This window comes from Streptomyces sp. NBC_00224 (genome assembly GCF_041435195.1).
Classification (GTDB): Bacteria; Actinomycetota; Actinomycetes; order Streptomycetales; family Streptomycetaceae; genus Streptomyces.
Window position 1 is genome coordinate 5117197 of record NZ_CP108106.1, and the last position, 18825, is coordinate 5136021.

19 protein-coding genes and 1 tRNA gene are annotated in these 18825 nt (G+C 67.8%); 14 read left to right on the forward strand and 6 right to left on the reverse strand.

Going from position 1 to position 18825, the window contains the following annotated elements; all coding sequences use genetic code 11:
* Positions 1-67 precede the first annotated feature (67 nt).
* From OG965_RS22820 to OG965_RS22830, 3 genes are all read left to right on the forward strand, one after another.
* Positions 68-1273, forward strand: a complete 1206-nt coding sequence (locus OG965_RS22820; RefSeq protein WP_371653929.1) for a DNA polymerase III subunit delta' — start codon at positions 68-70, stop codon at positions 1271-1273.
* 173 nt (positions 1274-1446) lie between these two features.
* Positions 1447-2991: an alpha/beta hydrolase gene (locus tag OG965_RS22825; RefSeq protein WP_371653930.1), complete on the forward strand. Its 1545-nt coding sequence runs from the start codon at positions 1447-1449 to the stop codon at positions 2989-2991.
* A gap of 96 nt (positions 2992-3087) precedes the next feature.
* Positions 3088-3161, forward strand: a tRNA-Thr gene (locus tag OG965_RS22830).
* An 86-nt stretch (positions 3162-3247) separates the two neighbouring features.
* On the opposite strand, the gene OG965_RS22835 is transcribed toward OG965_RS22830, so the two are convergent.
* The 3 genes from OG965_RS22835 to OG965_RS22845 form a co-directional block, all read right to left on the reverse strand.
* Positions 3248-3610: a hypothetical protein gene (locus tag OG965_RS22835; protein ID WP_371653931.1), complete on the reverse strand. Its 363-nt coding sequence runs from the start codon at positions 3608-3610 to the stop codon at positions 3248-3250.
* Positions 3607-4122: a hypothetical protein gene (locus OG965_RS22840; RefSeq protein WP_371653932.1), complete on the reverse strand. Its 516-nt coding sequence runs from the start codon at positions 4120-4122 to the stop codon at positions 3607-3609. The genes OG965_RS22835 and OG965_RS22840 overlap by 4 nt, the downstream gene beginning before the upstream one ends.
* Positions 4123-4186: 64 nt before the next feature.
* Positions 4187-4426: a hypothetical protein gene (locus OG965_RS22845; RefSeq protein WP_371653933.1), complete on the reverse strand. Its 240-nt coding sequence runs from the start codon at positions 4424-4426 to the stop codon at positions 4187-4189.
* 308 nt (positions 4427-4734) lie between these two features.
* On the opposite strand from OG965_RS22845, the gene OG965_RS22850 reads away from it, so the two are divergent.
* Together OG965_RS22850 and OG965_RS22855 are read left to right on the forward strand one after the other, a co-directional pair.
* The gene (locus OG965_RS22850) at positions 4735-5523 is read left to right on the forward strand and encodes a GntR family transcriptional regulator (RefSeq protein WP_371657027.1); all 789 of its coding nucleotides are present in this window, start codon (positions 4735-4737) and stop codon (positions 5521-5523) included.
* A 4-nt stretch (positions 5524-5527) separates the two neighbouring features.
* Positions 5528-6286 (forward strand): glycosyltransferase family 2 protein, encoded by a 759-nt coding sequence (locus OG965_RS22855; protein ID WP_371653934.1) that lies wholly within the window; start codon positions 5528-5530, stop codon positions 6284-6286.
* Between the two features lie 22 nt (positions 6287-6308).
* Here OG965_RS22855 and OG965_RS22860 read toward each other — a convergent pair whose 3' ends face one another.
* Positions 6309-7064, reverse strand: a complete 756-nt coding sequence (locus tag OG965_RS22860) for a GntR family transcriptional regulator (RefSeq protein WP_371653935.1) — start codon at positions 7062-7064, stop codon at positions 6309-6311.
* 77 nt (positions 7065-7141) lie between these two features.
* On the opposite strand from OG965_RS22860, the gene OG965_RS22865 reads away from it, so the two are divergent.
* From OG965_RS22865 to OG965_RS22885, 5 genes are all read left to right on the forward strand, one after another.
* The gene (locus OG965_RS22865) at positions 7142-7423 is read left to right on the forward strand and encodes a hypothetical protein (protein ID WP_371653936.1); all 282 of its coding nucleotides are present in this window, start codon (positions 7142-7144) and stop codon (positions 7421-7423) included.
* Positions 7424-7848: 425 nt separating this feature from the next.
* On the forward strand, positions 7849-8064 hold the full coding sequence (locus OG965_RS22870) for a hypothetical protein (RefSeq protein WP_371653937.1): 216 nt from the start codon (positions 7849-7851) through the stop codon (positions 8062-8064).
* An 86-nt stretch (positions 8065-8150) separates the two neighbouring features.
* Complete coding sequence (locus OG965_RS22875; RefSeq protein ID WP_371657028.1) at positions 8151-8369, forward strand: hypothetical protein; 219 nt, start codon at positions 8151-8153, stop codon at positions 8367-8369.
* A 200-nt stretch (positions 8370-8569) separates the two neighbouring features.
* A complete protein-coding gene (locus OG965_RS22880) occupies positions 8570-8776 on the forward strand; it encodes a hypothetical protein (protein WP_371653938.1) in 207 nt (68 codons plus the stop codon).
* Positions 8773-9450, forward strand: a complete 678-nt coding sequence (locus OG965_RS22885; protein WP_371653939.1) for a hypothetical protein — start codon at positions 8773-8775, stop codon at positions 9448-9450. Before OG965_RS22880 ends, OG965_RS22885 begins: the two co-directional genes overlap by 4 nt.
* A gap of 145 nt (positions 9451-9595) precedes the next feature.
* Here OG965_RS22885 and OG965_RS22890 read toward each other — a convergent pair whose 3' ends face one another.
* The gene (locus tag OG965_RS22890; RefSeq protein ID WP_371653940.1) at positions 9596-10519 is read right to left on the reverse strand and encodes an FkbM family methyltransferase; all 924 of its coding nucleotides are present in this window, start codon (positions 10517-10519) and stop codon (positions 9596-9598) included.
* Positions 10520-10606: 87 nt separating this feature from the next.
* A complete protein-coding gene (locus OG965_RS22895; RefSeq protein ID WP_371653941.1) occupies positions 10607-11845 on the reverse strand; it encodes an amidohydrolase family protein in 1239 nt (412 codons plus the stop codon).
* Between the two features lie 178 nt (positions 11846-12023).
* Here OG965_RS22895 and OG965_RS22900 point away from each other — a divergent pair, with 178 nt between their 5' ends.
* The 4 genes from OG965_RS22900 to OG965_RS22915 all read left to right on the forward strand — a co-directional run bounded on the left by OG965_RS22900 (position 12024) and on the right by OG965_RS22915 (position 18819).
* On the forward strand, positions 12024-12473 hold the full coding sequence (locus tag OG965_RS22900; protein WP_371653942.1) for a DoxX family membrane protein: 450 nt from the start codon (positions 12024-12026) through the stop codon (positions 12471-12473).
* A 292-nt stretch (positions 12474-12765) separates the two neighbouring features.
* Positions 12766-13329: a hypothetical protein gene (locus OG965_RS22905; protein WP_371653943.1), complete on the forward strand. Its 564-nt coding sequence runs from the start codon at positions 12766-12768 to the stop codon at positions 13327-13329.
* Between the two features lie 82 nt (positions 13330-13411).
* Positions 13412-13951, forward strand: coding sequence for a hypothetical protein (locus tag OG965_RS22910; protein WP_371653944.1), 540 nt, complete (start codon positions 13412-13414; stop codon positions 13949-13951).
* A gap of 794 nt (positions 13952-14745) precedes the next feature.
* Positions 14746-18819: an AAA family ATPase gene (locus tag OG965_RS22915; protein ID WP_371653945.1), complete on the forward strand. Its 4074-nt coding sequence runs from the start codon at positions 14746-14748 to the stop codon at positions 18817-18819.
* Positions 18820-18825 lie beyond the last annotated feature (6 nt).

Here is an 18825-nt window from a genome sequence, read left to right on the forward strand (position 1 = left end):
CCCCTCCCTCACAATGGGGTCGTAGCGGGGACGTACGGGGCGGAACAGAGCGCGGAGGCGGTGACCCATGACGGTGTGGGACGACCTGGTCGGCCAGGACCGGGTGCAGGAGCAGTTGGCCGCTGCCGCGCGCGACGCCGACACGCAGGTGACCGCGGTATCGGCCGGTGAGCCCGTCCCGGACGCGTCGAAGATGACGCACGCGTGGCTGTTCACCGGGCCGCCCGGCTCGGGCCGGTCCACGGCCGCGCGCGCGTTCGCCGCCGCGCTCCAGTGCGTCAGCCCGGACCGGGCCCTGGGCGGTCAGCCCGGCTGCGGGTTCTGCGACGGCTGCCACACCGCGCTCGTCGGCACGCACGCGGACGTGCAGATCGTCCGCACCGACCTGCTCTCCATCGGCGTCAAGGAGACCCGCGACCTCGTCCGGCGCGCCCAGCTGTCGCCCGCCGTCGGCCGCTGGCAGGTGATCGTCCTGGAGGACGCCGACCGGCTCACCGAGGGCGCGGGCAATGTGCTCCTGAAGGCCGTGGAGGAGCCCGCCCCGCGCACGGTGTGGCTGCTGTGCGCGCCGTCGCTGGAGGACGTGCTGCCGACCATCCGTTCGCGCTGCCGCCATCTGACGCTGCGGACGCCGCCGGTCGAGGCCGTCGCCGATGTGCTGACCCGCCGTGACGGCATCCCGCCGGAGACCGCTCTCGCCGCCGCCCGCGCCACCCAGGGCCACATCGGCCGGGCCCGCCGCCTCGCCACCGACGACCGCGCGCGCGCCCGCCGCGCCGCCGTGCTGAAGGTGCCGCTTCGGGTCGAGGACGTGGGCGGCTGCCTCAAGGCCGCCCAGGAGCTGGTCGACACGGCCGCCGAGGACGCCAAGCAGCTCGCGGAAGAGGTCGACGTCAAGGAGACCGAGGACCTGAAGGCGGCTCTCGGCGGCCAGGCCGGCGGCCGTATGCCGCGCGGCACCGCCGGGGCGATGAAGGACCTGGAGGACCGCCAGAAGCGCCGCAAGACGCGTACGCAGCGGGACAGCCTGGACCTCGCCCTCACCGACCTCACCGGCTTCTACCGCGACGTCCTGGCGCTCCAGCTCGGCTCCCGCATCGCGCTGGCGAACGAGGAGGTACGGGACGCGGTGGACCGCATCGCGCGCGGCTCCGCGCCCGAGGGCACCCTGCGCCGCATAGAGGCGGTCCTTGCCTGCCGCGAGGCACTGGACCGCAATGTGGCGCCGCTGCTGGCGGTGGAGGCGATGACGCTGGCGCTGCGGGCGGGATAGCGGACAAGGCGCCCGGGACGATCTCGCACCCGCTCGTCCCCCGACCGTCCCCCCGCTCGTCCCCCCGACCGTCCCTCGATCCCCCGGTCGCCCGGTTGACCGGCTCACTCGTACGAGCCGTCGTCCGGCAACCAACAGGGCACATGCCGTCACTCCCCGGTTACGCTCCGGGGATGGACTCCAGGCGCCTGCTCCGTTCCTCCGCCCTCGCCGTCGCGACCGCCGGGCTGCTCGCCTCCGGATGCTCGTCGGGCAGCTCGTCCACCACCGCGACGGCGTCCACCACATCGGCGGCGGGCGCCCAGACGTCGGCCGCCCTGCGCACGTACTACCAGCAGAAGCTGACCTGGCGGGCGTGCGGCGTACCGGGCTTCGAGTGCTCCACCATGAAGGCGCCGCTGGACTACGCCGAGCCGGCCGGCACCTCCGTCAAGCTGGCGGTCGCCCGCAAGAAGGCCACCGGCCCGGGCAAGCGGATCGGGTCGCTCCTGGTCAACCCGGGCGGCCCGGGCGGCACGGCGGTCGGCTACCTCCAGCAGTACGCGGGCCTCGGCTACCCCGCCCCGGTCCGGGCGCGGTACGACATGGTGGCCGTCGACCCGCGCGGGGTGGCCCGCAGCGAGCCCGTCGAATGCCTGACGAGCCAGGAGATGGACGCGTACACCCAGGTCGACCAGACCCCCGACGACGACGCCGAGAAGGGGGCGCTCGCGACCTCGTTCAAGAACTTCGCGAAGGGCTGCGAGACGCGCTCCGGGAAGGTGCTGCCGCATGTCTCCACGGTCGAGGCGGCCCGTGACATGGACATCCTGCGGCAGCTGCTCGGCGACGAGAAGCTGCACTACGTGGGCGCCTCCTACGGCACGTTCCTGGGCGCGACCTACGCCGAGCTGTTCCCGGACCGCACCGGGCGCCTGGTCCTCGACGGCGCGCTGGACCCGTCCCTGCCGGCCCTGGAGATGAACCGCGACCAGACGGCGGGCTTCGAGACGGCGTTCCAGTCGTTCGCGGCGGACTGCGTACGGAACAAGGACTGCCCGCTGGGTACGACGTCGGTGGCGGACGCGTCGACGCGGCTCAAGAAGTTCTTCGCCGACCTCGACGCGAAGCCGGTCGAGACCGGCGAGTCCCGCAAGCTCGGCGAGGCGCTCGCCACGACGGGCGTGATCGCCGCGATGTACGACGAGACGACCTGGCCCGAGCTGCGCACCGGCCTCACGCGCGCGATGCACGGCGACGGCGCGGGCCTGCTGACCCTCGCCGACTCGTACTACGAGCGGGACTCGGAGGGGAAGTACGCCAACCTGATGTACGCGAACACGGCCGTGAACTGCCTCGACCTGCCCCCCTCCTTCTCCGGCCCCGACGCGGTCGACGCCGCGCTCCCCTCCTTCGAGAAGGCCTCCCCGGTCTTCGGCCAGGGCTTCGCCTGGGCGGCCCTGAACTGCGCGTACTGGCCGATCAGGGCCACCGGCACCCCGCACCGCATCGAGGCGAAGGGCGCGGCCCCGATCGTCGTGGTCGGCACCACCCGCGACCCGGCCACCCCCTACAAGTGGGCGAAGTCCCTGGCCTCCCAGCTGACCTCCGGCAGGCTCCTCACATACGAGGGCGACGGCCACACGGCGTACGGCCGGGGCAGCGACTGCATCGACACCGCGATCAACACGTACCTCCTGGAGGGCACGGCCCCGCCCGAGGACAAGAAGTGCACCTGAGCTGCGGAAGTCCCTCGAACAGGGGTGGTCGGGAGCACCCCTGGAAACTGTGTAGACTTGGCCGCGTTGCTGATCGCACCATGGTGCGGACGGCGTGCCGCCTTAGCTCAGTTGGCCAGAGCAACGCACTCGTAATGCGTAGGTCTCGGGTTCGAATCCCGAAGGCGGCTCTGTAGAAGCCCCAGGACTCACTCGCCGTGACCTGGGGCTTTTGCTTTTTCTGGTACCACCCGTCGACCACTGCCCCGGGCCAAGCTCAGGAGGCCTGTGCGTGGCGCCAGGCGAGGTACTCCTCGCGGACGTACGCGCGGAAGTCGTCGTCACCGGCCAGCTCCGCTCCCCTGAAGGTGAGCGAACCGTGCTCGGCGTCGTATGTGGCCAGGTTCTCGGCCGCCTGGACCGCCGTGGTGATGGCCTCGGTGGCGACTAAGGGCGTTGTGGTGGCGGTGTCGTGGAGCGCGATGCGGTCCAGGGCGGCGGCCTTGCGGAGCCGGAACTCGCGGTCCGCCTCCGGGCTGATCGGCCGGCTGGTGGCCCGCTGGGCGATCCACGCGACCTCGGCCCCCACTTCGGGAGCGTTCGCGTACGCGGTGTCGGGGCCGTTCGGGTCGTTGGTCATGGGGTGTCCTCCTCGGGGAAGTGGTTCGCTCGGGCGGCGAGGAGCAAGTAGTTGAGGGCGCTCTCCGCGACCTCGCCGTATGCGTACGCGCTGTCCGCCAGGCTGGCGGTGAACTCGGAGGCGGGGAACACCTCGGAGGCTTCGTGGTCCGTTGGATCGTCTGGATCGTCGTCCGACGGCTCCGCGGTGGCCATGGAAGCGGCGAACTCGTGCCTCATGACCTCTGCGCGGAGCTGGGACAGCCGCTTGCTGCCCGGCCACCCCGCCAGTGCTCGACCGAGGTCCGGCAGCAGGCTCGTGGGCGGCAGGACGTACAGGCCATCGTGGCGGCGGAGCTCGATGTGGCGGGGGCGTTCGCCCTGCGATACGAGACGTACGCTCTCGGCCGCGCCGTACGCGTAGGCGAGGCAGGTGTTCTCGTGCAGGTGGGCCCGATGTTGGCGGGCTGCGGCACCGAGGGCGAACACGCTGTCCGACAGGCTGTGGAACCACGCGTACGTGGTGTCGGGCATCGGGTGCCCTCCGTTCTCCATGGGGCTGGCCCGTGGGGCTCGCAGAGTCGGCGGAGCAGGGGCGCTAGCGGGTCGTCAGTAACGTGGCGTTCGCGCCGCCCGCCGCCACGAGCAGGCCCCGGAGGTCGCCGCCGACCGCGGCGACCCGGCGCTCCATCGCGTCCCAGGAGTCGCTGTCGATGGCCATCAGGGCGGCGACGGCGATCGACACCTCACCGCGCTCCAGCGCGGAGACGGCGTCGCGGAGGTCACCGACCGCCATCAGGGTGGGGCGCTCGGACTTGGCCGAATTCAGCTCGTACATGTGATGTCTCCCTCGTTCACGGTCAGTTGATGAAACCGGCTGCGCCCGTGCGGTCTCTCCTGCTTGCTGACTGGGATGGGAGAGCCGGATCGGTGGGCTTCCTTGCCCCGTCGACCACCGCCCTGGCCGAGGTGGCCGCTTCCTTTGGGCCCGTTTCACAGGGTCCTCCGGCGGTTACTCCTCAAGAGGTCTTGTCCTCAAGTCCTCTTTATGAGTTTCCAGGAGTGTGGCGGACGGCTCTCGACTCGTCAAGACCTCTTGATGACTCGTATGCTGATCGAGGTCGTACGACGGGAACGGTGAGCAAGGTGGCAAAGGTCTACGAGCGGATCGCGGATGAGCTCAGAGAGTCCATCCGGGCGGGTCGGCTGGCTCCGGGGGACCAACTGCCCACGGAGGCAAAGCTCGCCGAGCGATTCGGGAAGAGCGTGCCGACGATCCGGGAGGCGCTGCGTCTCCTGCGGGATGAAGGGCTGATCGAGAAGCAGCACGGCCGAGGCAACTTCGTACGTCGCCCGCGCACGACGGTGCTGCGCTCGAACGTCCGCCACCAGTGGGAGAAGGACCGGGCGCGCGAACCGGAGCCCAAGCGGTTGCAGACGGGCGCCACGGAACACGACACGGGTCTGACGGTCAACGACCTTGTCTTCTACGCGTCGTACCGCGAGGCGAAGGCGGACGGGGAGTTGGCGGAAGCCTTCGGAATCCCAGAGGGAACGCTTCTCCTCCAGCGCACCTACCGGACCCGGTACAGCGCCGAAACCGCTCCGTTCAACCTCGTGACGTCGTATCTCGTTCACGATCTCGTCGCGGGTAACCCGGCCTTGCTGGACGAGACCAAGGAGCCGTGGCCCGGCGGCACCATGAACCAGCTCTTCACCATCGGTATCGAGCTGGGACGCATAGAGGAGCGTGTCACCGCGCGCCCGCCGACGCCGGAAGAGGCGGAGGAGCTTGAGCTCCCGCCCGGGACGGCGGTCGTGCTGCTGCGGAAGACCTCGTACGACGTCAACGACCGGCCTGTGGAGATCTCGTACGTCACGGTGCCCGGCGATCGCACGGAAATGATCTTCAATACTCCACTGGAAAGGTGGTGACGCCGTGCCCCGGCGCATCATCGTCGTGACTGCTGTGCACCCGCCGTCCGCCAAGTTCCTGTCCGAGGCGTACAAGTCGCTGTGCGACCAGGAGCTTCCGGACGGCTGGGAGTGGCACTGGGTCATTCGCGAGGACGGGCGCAGCGAGGAAGTCGCTCCGCACGTCCCGGACGATCCGCGGGTGACCTTCCGGCAGGGACGCGCGGGCGGTCCCGGTGTGGCACGGACGATGGCGCTGTCGGACGCGGACGGCGACTACGTCAAGATCCTCGACGCCGACGACCAGCTCGCTCCTGGCGCGCTGGCCCGCGACTTGGCGGTTCTCGAATCCGACCGCAGTATCGGTTGGACGACGTCCCGGGTCCTCGATCTCCTGCCCGACGGTTCGACCCTCGGCTTCGACCAGGACCCTGAGGGCGGGCCGATCGAGCGCGGTGATGTGCTGCGCCACTGGCAGGAGCACAGCTACCGCGCGCAGGTGCACCCGGCGACCCTCTTCGTACGCCGCGATCTTCTCGTCGCGCTCGGCGGCTGGATGGCGCTTCCGGCCTCGGAGGACACGGGGTTGCTGCTGGCGCTGGACGCCGTGAGCCGCGGGTACTTCACGCGCGAGGTCGGCCTCATCTACCGCAAGTGGGAAGGGCAGTCGACCAGCCAGGCGGCCCACACGGACACCACCGAGCGCGATGCGCGCATGGCGGTGGTGGAGGCCAGGGCCACGGCCCTGTCGTACTTCCAGTGGCACTTCCCGGCGACGGACTGACCGGGGTACGGACTGATCCGCGTTACGGATTGACCGGCACTTCGTAAACGATCTCGCAGAGGGCGGCGGGCACGATGATGTCCGCCGTCTCTACGGGCCGGTTGTCATCGCTGTAGTACGTGCGCTGGATGTGCGTAACCAGCGCACCCTTCTGCACGCCCAGGAGCTGGGCCTCTTCGGCCGTCGCGAGCTGCGGCTCCGGCTGCTCCACTGAGTGGCTGACGGTGATGCCGATCTCCGCCATGCGGTCGACGACGCCTTTGCCCGCGTGCGGACCACCCTCGGGCAGCACCACCAACGTGCCGGCCGTCAGCTCGTACGGCTCCCAACTGGTCGACAGCTGTACGGGCTTGGCGTCGGCCAGGAACTCGTAGGTCGTCCGCACGCACAGCGCGCCTTCGGTGATACCGAGGCGTTCGGCGATCTCCGCCGGGGCTGGGACCTTCGCGTCGCTCCGGCTCTCCCAGGCGCCACGCTTGCCGAGTGCGGACATGTCCGCGTCGAAGGGTGAGCCGCCTCGCTGCTCGCGGTACTGGGAGCGAACCATGCGCACGCGCTGGCGCGGCTCAGCCACGTAAGTCCCTGACCCCGCGCGTCCTTCGAGTACTCCTTGGGAGATCAGAAGCTCCTGAGCACGCCGGATGACGTTCTCGCCCACGTGGCACTCCTCAGCGAGCTGGCCACGCGAAGGCAGCTTGTCTCCCGGGGTCCACTCCTGGTCCGCGATGCGCTGCCGGAGGATTTCGGCGACGCGGAGGTACGGCGGCTGCTCACGCATATGGAAAATCTAGTCCACTAGCTCTAAGCTAGTTAACTAGCTTCACTCACCGTCATTTCGTCGACGGAGGACGCCTTGTGCCCTCTTCGGAAGAACGTGCCGCCGAGACCGCCGCTCGTCTCTCCGCCGCTGGACTGACACCCCATGTGGAAGAGCTTGCCGACCACTTATCCATCGAAGCGGGGGTACCGGACTCGCTCCCCAAGGAGTCCTGGCGAGAGCTTTTGGCCGCACTGGAGGCGGGGGACTGGTTCGGGTTCGTCGACAGCAGCGAGAGGGGCCGCGCGGTATGGGCCTGCTTCCGCCGGGACGAGCCCGCGACGGTCGACGCCGTCCAGCGACAAGAACATCAGCCATAGGGAGCTGATCAACGTGTTCAACCGTATCCGCCGCGCCGCTGCACGGGTCGTTCCGGCCCTGGGACGCCGTCGACGACCGGAGCCGGCTCACTGCGCGGACGCCAACTCGTGGCGTCCGGACACGGGGACGTTGTCCCCGCTCAGCAGGCCCCTGGCGCGCGAAGGAGTGGTCTGGGTGGACGACGAGCCCATCCTGCGTCCGTACGTCCTCGCGTATGAGCCGTTCAGTGCAGCGGAGGGCGAGTGATGAGCGCAAAGCAGGTCGTTCCCTATCTCTCGGTGGCCTGCAGGATCGGCACCCACAACGAGTGCACCGAGGGGCACCGTGTGGCGTCGACACAGGGAGTTCCCGTCTTGTACGAGAGGTGCCGGTGCACCTGCCACAAGGCCTCGCCCGATGGGCAGCGCGGCGGGAGGGCGCTCCGATGATGCGGTCGCCGACGCCCGAGTCGCCCGTCGTGGTCACGTCCGCCACCGTCATGCGTGGCGATGTGATCCAGATCGGAGGCCAGTCCTTCGAGTTGATGGATCTGATCAACCTCTCCAGCAGGGCACGGCGGCTGCGCTTCCGTACGGGAGAGACGCTGACTATGAGCTCCGCTACCGGGCTGTCGGCTATGCGGCCAGCCCTGAGGAAGTGACGACGCTGATGGCTTTCCGGTACCAGCAGATCGTAATGACCTGCGGGGGCGCATTGAGCTTGGCAAGTTGACGGCGGGGGGAACGCCTGCCCTCGGAGGCTGAGCTGGCCGGGCAGTACAAGACGAGCATGCCCACAGTTCGCAACGCCCTGGAGGTGCTTCAGCTCGCTCCACCGCTAGGCGCCCCTGGGCGAGCCCCGAGGGCGCCTGGGGATGTCATGGGCTGCGGCTGGGTGATCGAAGTGCGCCAGCCAGAAGCTATGGATCGCACGAATGTTCACTTCTTATTGAGGCGTGGTAGGTGATTCCACATTTGGATCGCTCATCTGGCTGACGGTTCTTCGAAATCTTCATAGTTTTCTCCGAAACTGGAACCTATCTGATCGCATTTGCCAACCCAGGCGCCTTCGATGATTTTGTGCTGCAAGGAGAATGCAGAGAACAAGACAAGGGATTGTGATCCGTGTCACGATGAACCTGTCGCTGCGGGAGCGAGGGGGCGCCCATGTCTGAAACTGGAATGAGCGGCAAGGATCGCCGAAAGATCTGGATAAAGCTAATTGTCGTTGTCGGCGCTGTGGCGCTCGCCGTCATCGCCATCTTCAAGGTGACGCCCAATCATGTCGGGCGGGATAATAATAACTGCCACAGCTCGGTCTGTGGTGACCACAATAAAGATAATAAGATTCAGGGCCCGGAGACCGCGAAATGAGCGTGCCCAGTAGAGTTCGCTTTTTCGGCATAACGTGGCTCACCTGCTGCGTGGTCGCGCTATCCCTAGTTGGTGGCTGTACCAACAACTCGCATAACAAGAAATATGATTGCGTGGGGTCGGCGTGCGGTGACGGCAATATGGGCAATACGAGCGGGATGTCCGGTTCAATTGGTGGTGAATCGTCCAGCGGTGGGTCGGTAAAAGCCAGCCCTCGCGGCGTGCCGACTGGCGGTAGCGGCAGCGCTGGCGGGGCATCTGTGGGTGGCAGTGCTGGCGGGGTGTCCCACGGCGGCGGAGTTGGAGGAATGGGTGCTAAGGAAAACCCTGCCTACCAAATTAAGATTTCCCACAACCATTATGTGGACGTGGATGAGGGGGCGCAGGCTAGTGAAGTCGATCGCGATACCGACTTCTATTTCTTCTCTGGTATCTTTAGATTCTCGAAGCCGGTCGAAATGGGGGTTATTGATGGATCCGATGTTCCCAGGTGCTCAACTCGATCGGAACGCAAGGGCGAGACTCTCGATCTCCGGTACGTCGAAAAGAGTCAAAGCCTATGCATCCTGACCGGCGAAGGTAGATGGACACTGGCAACGATTAAAGCCGTCGAAGAGCCTCCCGTGGGGTTCGTTGATGGTGGTTCAGTTACGCTTCGCATCGACTTCCTGTAGAACTGCTTGAGATTGGGCTTTTGGGGTAATATGTCGAGGCCGCTGACCTCTGAGTGTCGTGTCTCTCATTTCACTCAACAGGCAGGACTCTCCGGACAAGTCATTCTCACCCCAGAGCGTAGTTGATTTGGGACCTGGCGTCTGATCAGGGAAGAGTCTCTGCGTCGACCCTGGAGAACACCAAGTCACTCTCCGAGGCGACTGCTTCGCGCCAGCGAATCGGCGCTAAGGCGGGACCACTGAGCGCGGCCGGGTAGGACTCCGGGGCGTAGTCATTGGCGAGACGGTATGTGTGAAACCCGTGCTCCTGCATGGTCGCAAGCAGCTCGGTGACGTCGTCGCCGAGCTGCTGCATGCGTTGGGGGGTCACCTCGACGGTGATCTCCGCATCCGGCCGCAGCTTGCCGAGCATGGGGGCCAGGCCCCGGACGACGGATCCCTCCGCACCCTCAACGTCGATCTTGATCACGCGAGCGTTGGCGATCTCCGTCGGGGCGAGGATCTCGGGCAGAGGATGCGCCTCGACCTCGAATGTGGACTCCGCCGGCCCCTCGTACGGGACGCTGCTCGTAGCGCCCATGTTCCGCGAGCTGGCCAGGATGAACTTCAGCATCTGGCTGCGGTCGGAGACCGCGGAGTTGACCGCACGGATGTTGCCGCAGCCGTTGAGCTTGGCATGTCGGAGCACTCGGCGGTGGAAGGTGGGCGATGCCTCTATGGCCACCACGCGACCCGTCTCACCGACAAGACGCGAGGCCAGCACGCCGTAGTAACCGATGTTGGAGCCGACGTCTATGAAGGTGTCCCCGGGGCGTAGCCGTCGCTGCAACCACCGCGTCATGTGCGGTTCCCAGATGCCGTACATGTACAAGTACCGCTGGATGAGGTCCGTCGTGTCGACGGCGAAACTCGCACCGAAGCGGGTGCGGACCACGCGCTGACGGGGGTGATCCCGTAGGCGTGGGTTCAGGTAGTGCGCAGAGAGCGGAGCCTTGCCGAGTGCCGTGGGGGCGTGGCGCACGTAGCCGCGCCCCATGGTGACCAAAGCCTCTGACACGGGATTGCTCATGCGTCCACCTCTCCGCAGGTCTCACCTGAACCGTAACGCTGGGAGCGTGCATGCCCCCAGCGTCCGACTGCGGCGATACCCGAGGCATCAGGCGGGCGACCCGACCCTCCGCTCCCGATCAAACGGAAGATCCAGCATGCGGATGGCGTTCCCGCGCAGGAGCTTGTACGCCACCTCCTCCGGGAGTCCTGCGACGTGGTCCTCTGCCACCAACTTCGTGTGCGGCCATGTCGAGTCGACGTGGGGGTAGTCGGTCTCGAAGGTGGCGTTGTCGACTCCGACTGTCTTGATCGAGGCGATGCCGTGTTTGTCGCGGAAGAAGCAGCAGAAGATCTGGCGGTAGTAGTACGTGGAGGGAGGTTCGGGGATGAGGTCGCGGACCCCGCCCCAGGCGCGGTGCTCCTCCCACACGTCGTCGGCGCGCTCCAGGGCGTACGGGATCCAGCCCATCTGGCCCTCGGAGTACGCGAGTTTCAGGCGCGGGAACTTCACGAGAACGCCGCTGAAGAGGAAGTCCATCATCGACGCCATGGCGTTGTTGAAGCTGAGCGAGGCCTGCACGGCGGGCGGGGCGTCGGGGGAGGCGGCGGGCATCTGGCTGCTGCTGCCGATGTGCATGTTGACGACTGTGCCCGTCTCTTCGCAGACCGCGAAGAACGGGTCCCAGTAGCCGGAGTGAATCGAGGGAAGCCCCAGATAGGTGGGGATCTCGGAGAATGTCACCGCCCGCACCCCGCGTGCCGCGTTACGCCGGATCTCCGCGACGGCGAGGTCGATGTCCCACAGCGGGATGAGACAGAGCGGGATCAGGCGCCCCCCACTGTCCCCGCACCACTCCTCGACCATCCAGTCGTTGTACGCCCGCACACAAGCCAGCGCGACCTCCTTGTCCTTGGCCTCAGCGAACGTCTGCCCACAGAACCGCGGGAAGGTCGGGAAGCAGAGGCTCGCCTCGACATGGTTCATGTCCATGTCGGCGAGCCGCGCCTTCGGATCCCAACATCCCCGCCGCATCTCCTCCCGCGTGATGCCGTCGAGCGTCATCTCGTCCCGGGAGAACCCGACGGCAGCGATGATCCGCTTGTACGGGAAGAGCAGCCCCTCGTACTCCCACCAGTCGGTGATCTGGCCCGCAGGGTCCGTGGTGAACCGGTACTTCCCGCCGACGTACGCCAGGTCCCCGATGCCGGCGGTGAAGGGCTTCGGGCCCTTGTCGCGGTACTTGCTGGGGAGCCAGGTCTCGAAGAGGTGGGCCGGTTCGATCACGTGATCGTCCACGCTGATGACCCTGGGGACGTCCCTGATGCCTTTGCCGCCGTTGACCACGTCGTTTACCCCCTGCTGCCTGCTGGTTCAACCGACTCGAATCTGACGATCCATCAGATTGAGGCTAGGGGGTCACTCGTGAGGCGGCAAGGAGCAGTGTGAGCCGGACCCTTGCGCGACCGACCGACTTCACGGTCAACTGACGATCCATCAGGTGGGCCCAAGGGAGGGAGATGCCGTGGAGACGATCTGGCTCAGCGGAGCGGAGTGGTTCGCGGTCCTGCGGATCGGTCTCGGCCTGTGGTGGCTGGAGAGCTGGCGTCACAAGGACAAGAAGACGTGGTTCGCCGGCGGGGGCATCACCTGGGCCGCGGGAATCGCGGAGGGGCACCGCTGGCCGTTCGTGCGGCACGGCTTCGACCTGGTGGTGAAGCCCCGCCCCAAACTGATGGCGTACGTCGTCGCCTACGCGGAACTGGCCCTCGGCCTCGGCTTGATCTTCGGCTTCCTGACGCCGATCGCGCTCGTGGGCGGGTTGCTGCTGAACCTCATCTACTTCGTGCTCATGATCCACGACTGGGCGGAGCAGGGTCAGAACCTGATGATGGCGCTCATATCGGTGGGCGCGCTGTTTGCCGTGTGCTGGCAGAGCTGGTCCGTCGACGACGCCCTGGGGCTGTTTTCGTAGCGCCGCGCCAGCTGACCGATCAGCGCAACACAGAAGCACCGATGGCGCGGGCTCCCGTGAGCCCGCGCCATCGACGTGCCGCAACGCCTCCTGTGGTGTGTTCCGTTGGACTGCGATGACCTCTCGGTGCCCCGGGGTTCGCTCAGATCCGCCAGTAGCCCGCGCGAACCGCAGATCCTGCGCCACGCTGGGCACTGCCTCGGCCAACGGCCGTAGCCCGCCGAGCCCTTCACTCGTGGGCCCTCCTAAGATCCCCTAGACATCTACATGTCTGCCGCGTCTGGGGGATGCAGTGGGGGCCGTCGAGCAGCTTGTCACCGTTGCTGCCGTGATGCTGGGCGCAGGGACCACGTACCTGACGAACCACGCGATGGAGCGGAGCCGCAACCGCTACCAGCTGCTGACCAGGTGGGACGACAAGAAGATCGACGCCTACGCCAACTACGTCGACGCGGTGAAGGCGAAGATCGCCATGGCCGTTCGGCTCTACGAGTTCAGGGAGGGCTTGCGCCAGGAGGAGAGGACGGAGCGCGAGCTCCGCGACGACCTGGCGGACGCCTCGCTCACTTGGGGGCGCAGTTTTGAGCGGGTCATGTTGCTCGGCGGGGACGATGCGATCGAGGCGGCGCACGAGCTGAACGTCGTACTTGCAGAGATCGATTGGCAGGCCACGGGGAAGGTAGCCGGCAGCCTGGACGAATGGCGCCAGCGGCACCGGGGTGCGTTCCGCGTCATCAATGCCTTCCACGAAGCGGCGCGGGAAGACCTCGGTATCCAGGGGAGGGTGACGGGCGCGAACCACCCCGAGCGCGATCTCCTGCTGCCGTCTGCCCGCCGTGAGGACGACACTTCCTGACCGGATTCAAGGCTGCACTGGTTTGTTGGCGCTGGACCTGTCACCCTGCCGCACAGCCGTTGCCTGGGGCGAACAACGGTGCTTGATCACCGTGGTCCGGGAAGACAGGGAGATGGCGATGAGCGAACCCACTGGCGCTGAGCAGCTGGCCACCTCGCAGGCCGAGATCGGCTCGGCCTCAGCAGCTGTACTCAGGGAGGTGCACGCTGCACGTGGCCGAAAGGCCTTGGCCCGTGCCGCGGCTGCGTGCCGCTACGCCGGCATCGAAGAGCATGACGCCCAAGCCGTGCCCAGAAATCCTGCCGCGAAGGCAGCGAATGCCCTCCGTCTGTCCGCTCAGGTGCTTGCGGAGCTGGACCACGCGCCTCTGGACCCGGCAGCGGACGCCCGCTGCGCGAGGAACGCTGCTGCCGCCGCTGCTATCGCTGCTCAGGTAGCTCGTGACCACGGTGGCGTGACTGAGCCCTCCGCCGCCGCGTACCGAGCGGCACTGAAGGCGTCTCAGGCTGCCATGCAGGCTGCGGGTAGCGAGGGTATGGGCAGGAATGAAGACTTGAATGCCGACGCGGACGCGGCCGAAATTGCTGCGTCACTTGCTGCTCAATCGGCAGGCTGGATCTAGAGGCGGAAGGCGAACGGCCTCGACCTGAGTGCAGCGGTTTCCATCCGAGCGCAACGCACCAAGGGTTTCGAGAGTGCGGGCGCAGCGCTTGGACGCCGATCTCAGGTTCATCTCATGTTCCACTCCCCGCCTACTCCCCAGGCGACTCGGAGAAGGAATCAGGCCGGGCTTCCTGAGAAGAAAACCGGGACTGATCTGGAAATCCCACCCCCCGGGGAGCGGCGCACCAGCGAGACCGTACGAGAGCCCGGTCCGAGGGTCGGAGCACCTCGGCGCGCCCGGCGAACGCCAAAGAGGCCGCTCCCTGAGAGAACGACCTCTTCCGCATCGGCTGCCGTCAGCCCCCCTGTAGCCGACCGAAGCATTCACGGCTGACCGCATGGGTCCGGCGCCAGTCCCTCCCCTGTTGGGACCGGTGCCGGACCACACGGTCGGCGTCGATCCGCGCCGGTGTGGCGCGGATCAAGGGATGCCGGACCCGTGGTTGACGCACCAGCCGTCCGCATACGGCTGGCTCCACGGATCCCTCAAGCTCACTCGGCGAGGCCGTCGCCGTCGTCTCGTGACTCCGAATCGAAGCTGACCGAGAACATGCGGCATCATGAGCTGTCTCTTCGCGCGCCGGGCTGGTGGCCTGTCTGGGCGTCGCCCGGCTGATGCGCTACTGCGTCGAGATCCTGCCAGCTGCGGCTCCCACCGAGGAGGCCCTGGCATCGAGTCCACGGCTTAACCGCAGGTCAGCCATATAGGGTCAGTTTTCCGGTCCGGATGTTCAGGCGCGGGGGAAGTAAGGAGTGGAGACCTTGAGTTCCGACTCAGGGGCACGCACAGCCTTCGCGGAACGTCTCGCGCTGCTGTACACGGAGGCCGGCAACCCTCCCCTCAAGCGCGTGGCCGAGGCCGTCGTCCGGCTTCAGCGTGTCGACGAGCGAGGGCGGCCCGTGCGGGTGTCCGCTCAGCGGATCAGCGACTGGCGACGGGCCCGGAATGTGCCTGCCCAGTTCGCCGCCCTCGCAGTGGTCCTGCACGTCCTGATTCCCGAAGCGCGGCGCTCGCGGCCCGCGCCCGTCTCCACGGGCCTGTACGACCTGGCGCAGTGGCAGCGGCTGTGGGAGCGCGCGGTTGCCGACCCGGTCGGCGATCGCCCCGCGTCGCCCGTGGACGAGGACGAACGATCCGCGGGCGAATCCGGGGCCGTGCCCGGTGGCGTCTGCCCCTACCGAGGCCTGGCTTCGTACCGTCAGCAAGACGCCCGGTGGTTCTTCGGCCGGGAGCGGAGCAGGGACGCCCTCGTCGCTCAGCTCCGCGCGGCGGAGAAGACGGGCGGCCTGGTCATGCTCGTGGGCGCCTCGGGAGCGGGAAAGTCCTCCCTGCTGAACGCCGGGCTGGTGCCCGCGTTGCAGAACGGTTTGCAGAACGGCTCACCGGGCGACGGCGACGAGAACAGTCCGGCGCGGGAGGTCCTTCAGCTCGTACCGGGCAGCGATCCTCTCGCAGAACTGACCCAGCGGATCCCCGAGCTCGCGGCCGTCATCTCTGCCACGGAGGAGCCAGCCGCAGCGGAGCCCGGCACTCCGCAGTTCACGCACGCGGTGAGGAACGCCGTCACCGCATGGGCCCAACGCGAGACCCCTTCCCCCGCCCCACCTGTCCTCATCGTGGACCAGTTCGAGGAGACCTTCACCCTCTGCTCCGACGAGGCGAACCGGCGTACGTTCATCCAGCTCCTCCACGCCGCCTCCACGCCTTCCCCCAAGCTCTCGACTCCGGTCGAGCAGGGGGGACCCCCATCCTCGGATGACCCGGCCCCCATGCTCGTCGTCCTCGGCATACGCGCCGACTTCTACGAGCGGTGCCTCGGGTATCCCGAGCTGGCCGACGCGCTGCAGCACCGGCACATGGTGCTCGGGCCGCTGACCACCGCTGAGCTGCGCGAAGCGGTGACCGGCCCGGCCAAGGCCGTGGGTATGGAACTCGAACCGGGACTGGCGGAGCTGATCGTCCGGGAAGTGAGCGCCGACGGCCCCGGCGGGGTGCACGACGCCGGGGCGCTGCCGCTCCTCTCCCACGCCCTCCTCGCCACCTGGCAGCGACGGAAGGCGGGCAGGCTGACGCTGGCCGGCTACCGCGCGGCGGGCGGAATCCAGGGAGCGGTGGCGGCGACCGCCGAGCGCGCCTGGTCGAGCCTCGACCCGGCGGCCCGTACGGCCGCGAGACTGCTCCTGCTCAGGCTGGTCAGACTGAGCGAGGACACCCAGGCCACCCGTAGGCGGGGGACGCGGCGCCAACTGGCGGAGGAGTCGACGGACCCCGGCAGGACGGAGGAATCGCTCGAAGCGCTCGTTCGCGCCCGATTGGTGACACTCGACGCGGAGACCGTGGAGATCACCCATGAAGCGCTGCTCCACGCCTGGCCACGCCTGCGCGACTGGATCGACGAGGACAGAAGCGACAATCTGTTGCGCCAGCGGCTGGAGGAGGATGGGCGGGCCTGGGAGGGCTCGAAGCGCGATGCCTCGCTGCTCTATCGGGGTTCTCGTCTGGAACAGGCCCACACCTGGGCAAAGTCTGCCGGCGACACCTTCCTGACCCGGAGCGCCGTGGAATTCCTGGCCGCTTCGGTCAGGCTGCGCAAGCGCACGGTCTGGATCAGCCGCAGTGCGATATCGGCTCTGGTCGTCCTGGCGATACTGGCTGTCTGTGCGGCGTGGGTCGCACGGGAGCAGCGGGACGACGCCGTGTTCGAGCAGGTGGTCGCCGAAGCCGATCGCGCCCAGCACACGGACCCGTCGCTGTCCGCTCAGCTCGCCTTGGTGGCACACAATCTGCGGCCTCACGACGAGGGTACGAAGAACCGGCTGATCTCGATCGTGAACGCTCCGCTGGCCACTCCGCTCCTCGGCCACACCGGAGCCGTCTACCTCACCTCGTTCAGCCCGAACGGTCGGATCCTGGCCACCGCCAGCTACGACCGGACCGTTCGGCTGTGGGACGTGGCGGATCCGGCTCAGCCCAAGCAGCTGGGCACACCCCTCACCGGCCACACGAGCTGGGTGAGCAGCGCGGTCTTCAGCCCGGACGGCAGCACCCTCGCCAGCGCTTCGGACGACGGCACGATCCGGCTGTGGGACGTACGGAATCCGAGCCGCCCGCAGCCGCTCGGTGCTCCCTTGACCGGGCATGACGGCACGATCTACCTCCTCGCCTTCAGGCCGGACGGACACACGCTGGCCTCCGCCGGTGAAGATCACACCGTGCGTCTGTGGGACGTGGCCGACCCGCGTCGGCCGAACGTCCTCGGCGTCCTGACCGGCCACACCGCCGCCGCACGCTGCGTGGCGTTCAGCCCTGACGGGCGGACGCTGGCAGCGGGTGGCGACGACGGCTCGATCAAGCTGTGGGACACAGCGGATCCGCTCAGGCCGGTGCCGATCGACACGAGGCTGACCGGCCACACGGGCACGGTGCACTCCGTGGCCTTCAGTCCCGACGGCCGCACCCTCGCCAGCGGCGGCGCGGACGACACCATCCGGCTCTGGAACGTGGCCGACCCACGTCGCGCGGCACCGCTCGGCACACCGCTCACCGGCCACACCGGTCCCATCTGGTCGGTGGCCTTCAGCCCCGATGGAGCCAAGCTCGGCGCCGCCAGCGCGGACAGCACGGCGAGCCTGTGGAACGTCAGCGATCCCGCGTACCCGTCACAGGTCGGCGAGCCTCTCGCGGGCAGCAGCGGCGAGATGTACGCCCTGGGCTTCAGCCCCGATGGCCGGATCCTTGCCACCGGGAGCGGCGACAGCAAGGTCCGCCTGTGGTCGATACCGACGTCGGACATGATCGGCCGTATCGGGGCGTTCCGCCCGGACGGGCGGGTGCTCGCCACGGCCGCGCGCGACCGCAGGGTTCGACTGTGGAACGTGGAGACTCCCAACCGGCCCGTATCGCTGAGCGAACCGTTCACGCCCGGGGACGGTGACGTGCGCTCGCTGGCGTTCTCTCCCGACGGCCGCACACTCGCGGTACTGATGAGAAACCGCGCCGTACAGCTGTGGAACGTCACCGACCCGACCCGCCCCAGCCCCTACGGGTCGCCCGTCGCGCTGCGCACACGGTTCTCGGGCCCCGACGCGCTGGCGTTCAGCCCGGACGGGCGCACCCTGGCGACCGCGTACGACGACCGCACGATCCAGCTGTGGAACGTCGGCAACCCGTCTCGGCCCCTCCCGCTCGGCGCGCCGCTCTCCGGCCACAAGGGCTACGTCAACTCCCTCGTCTTCAGCCCGGACGGCCGCACTCTCGCCAGCGGCAGCGCGGACGGCACCATCAGGCTGTGGAACGTGGCCGACCCGCGCCGCGTCCCCCCACTCGGCACGCCCCTGACCGGACACCTCGGTCCTGTCAACGCGCTCTCCTACAGCCCGGACGGTCTCACCCTGGCGAGCGGCAGCGACGACGACACGGTCCGCCTCTGGAACATCACCGACCCGCTCAAGGCAGCCCGGTTGGGCTCACCCCTCACCGGCCACACCGAAGCGGTCGTGTCACTGACGTTCAGCCAGGACGGCCGCACCCTGGCGAGCGGCGGCAACGACAACGCGGTCCGGCTCTGGAACGTCGCCCATCCGTCCGAGGCCGCTCGCATCGGTCAATCGATGAGCCCCAACGCCAAGACCGGAAATTTCCTGTCGTTCAGCCCCAACAGTCACATGCTCGGAGTGTCGAGCGGCAGCGATACGGTCCGGCTGTGGAACTTGGACGCCGATGAGGCCATCAGCCGTATTTGCTCGACCACTCGGGGTGTCCTGACACCGGATAAATGGCGTGAGAATCTACCTCGTCTCTCGTACTCGCCTCCTTGCGACCAGTAACCACAT

Coding starts and splice junctions, on each gene's coding strand:
- OG965_RS22820 (WP_371653929.1), top strand. CDS start 68: ATGACGGTGTGGGACGACCTGGTCGGCCAGGACCGGGTGCAGGAGCAG.
- OG965_RS22825 (WP_371653930.1), top strand. CDS start 1,447: ATGGACTCCAGGCGCCTGCTCCGTTCCTCCGCCCTCGCCGTCGCGACC.
- OG965_RS22835 (WP_371653931.1), bottom strand. CDS start 3,610: ATGACCAACGACCCGAACGGCCCCGACACCGCGTACGCGAACGCTCCC.
- OG965_RS22840 (WP_371653932.1), bottom strand. CDS start 4,122: ATGCCCGACACCACGTACGCGTGGTTCCACAGCCTGTCGGACAGCGTG.
- OG965_RS22845 (WP_371653933.1), bottom strand. CDS start 4,426: ATGTACGAGCTGAATTCGGCCAAGTCCGAGCGCCCCACCCTGATGGCG.
- OG965_RS22860 (WP_371653935.1), bottom strand. CDS start 7,064: ATGCGTGAGCAGCCGCCGTACCTCCGCGTCGCCGAAATCCTCCGGCAG.
- OG965_RS22870 (WP_371653937.1), top strand. CDS start 7,849: ATGATGCGGTCGCCGACGCCCGAGTCGCCCGTCGTGGTCACGTCCGCC.
- OG965_RS22880 (WP_371653938.1), top strand. CDS start 8,570: ATGTCTGAAACTGGAATGAGCGGCAAGGATCGCCGAAAGATCTGGATA.
- OG965_RS22885 (WP_371653939.1), top strand. CDS start 8,773: ATGAGCGTGCCCAGTAGAGTTCGCTTTTTCGGCATAACGTGGCTCACC.
- OG965_RS22890 (WP_371653940.1), bottom strand. CDS start 10,519: ATGAGCAATCCCGTGTCAGAGGCTTTGGTCACCATGGGGCGCGGCTAC.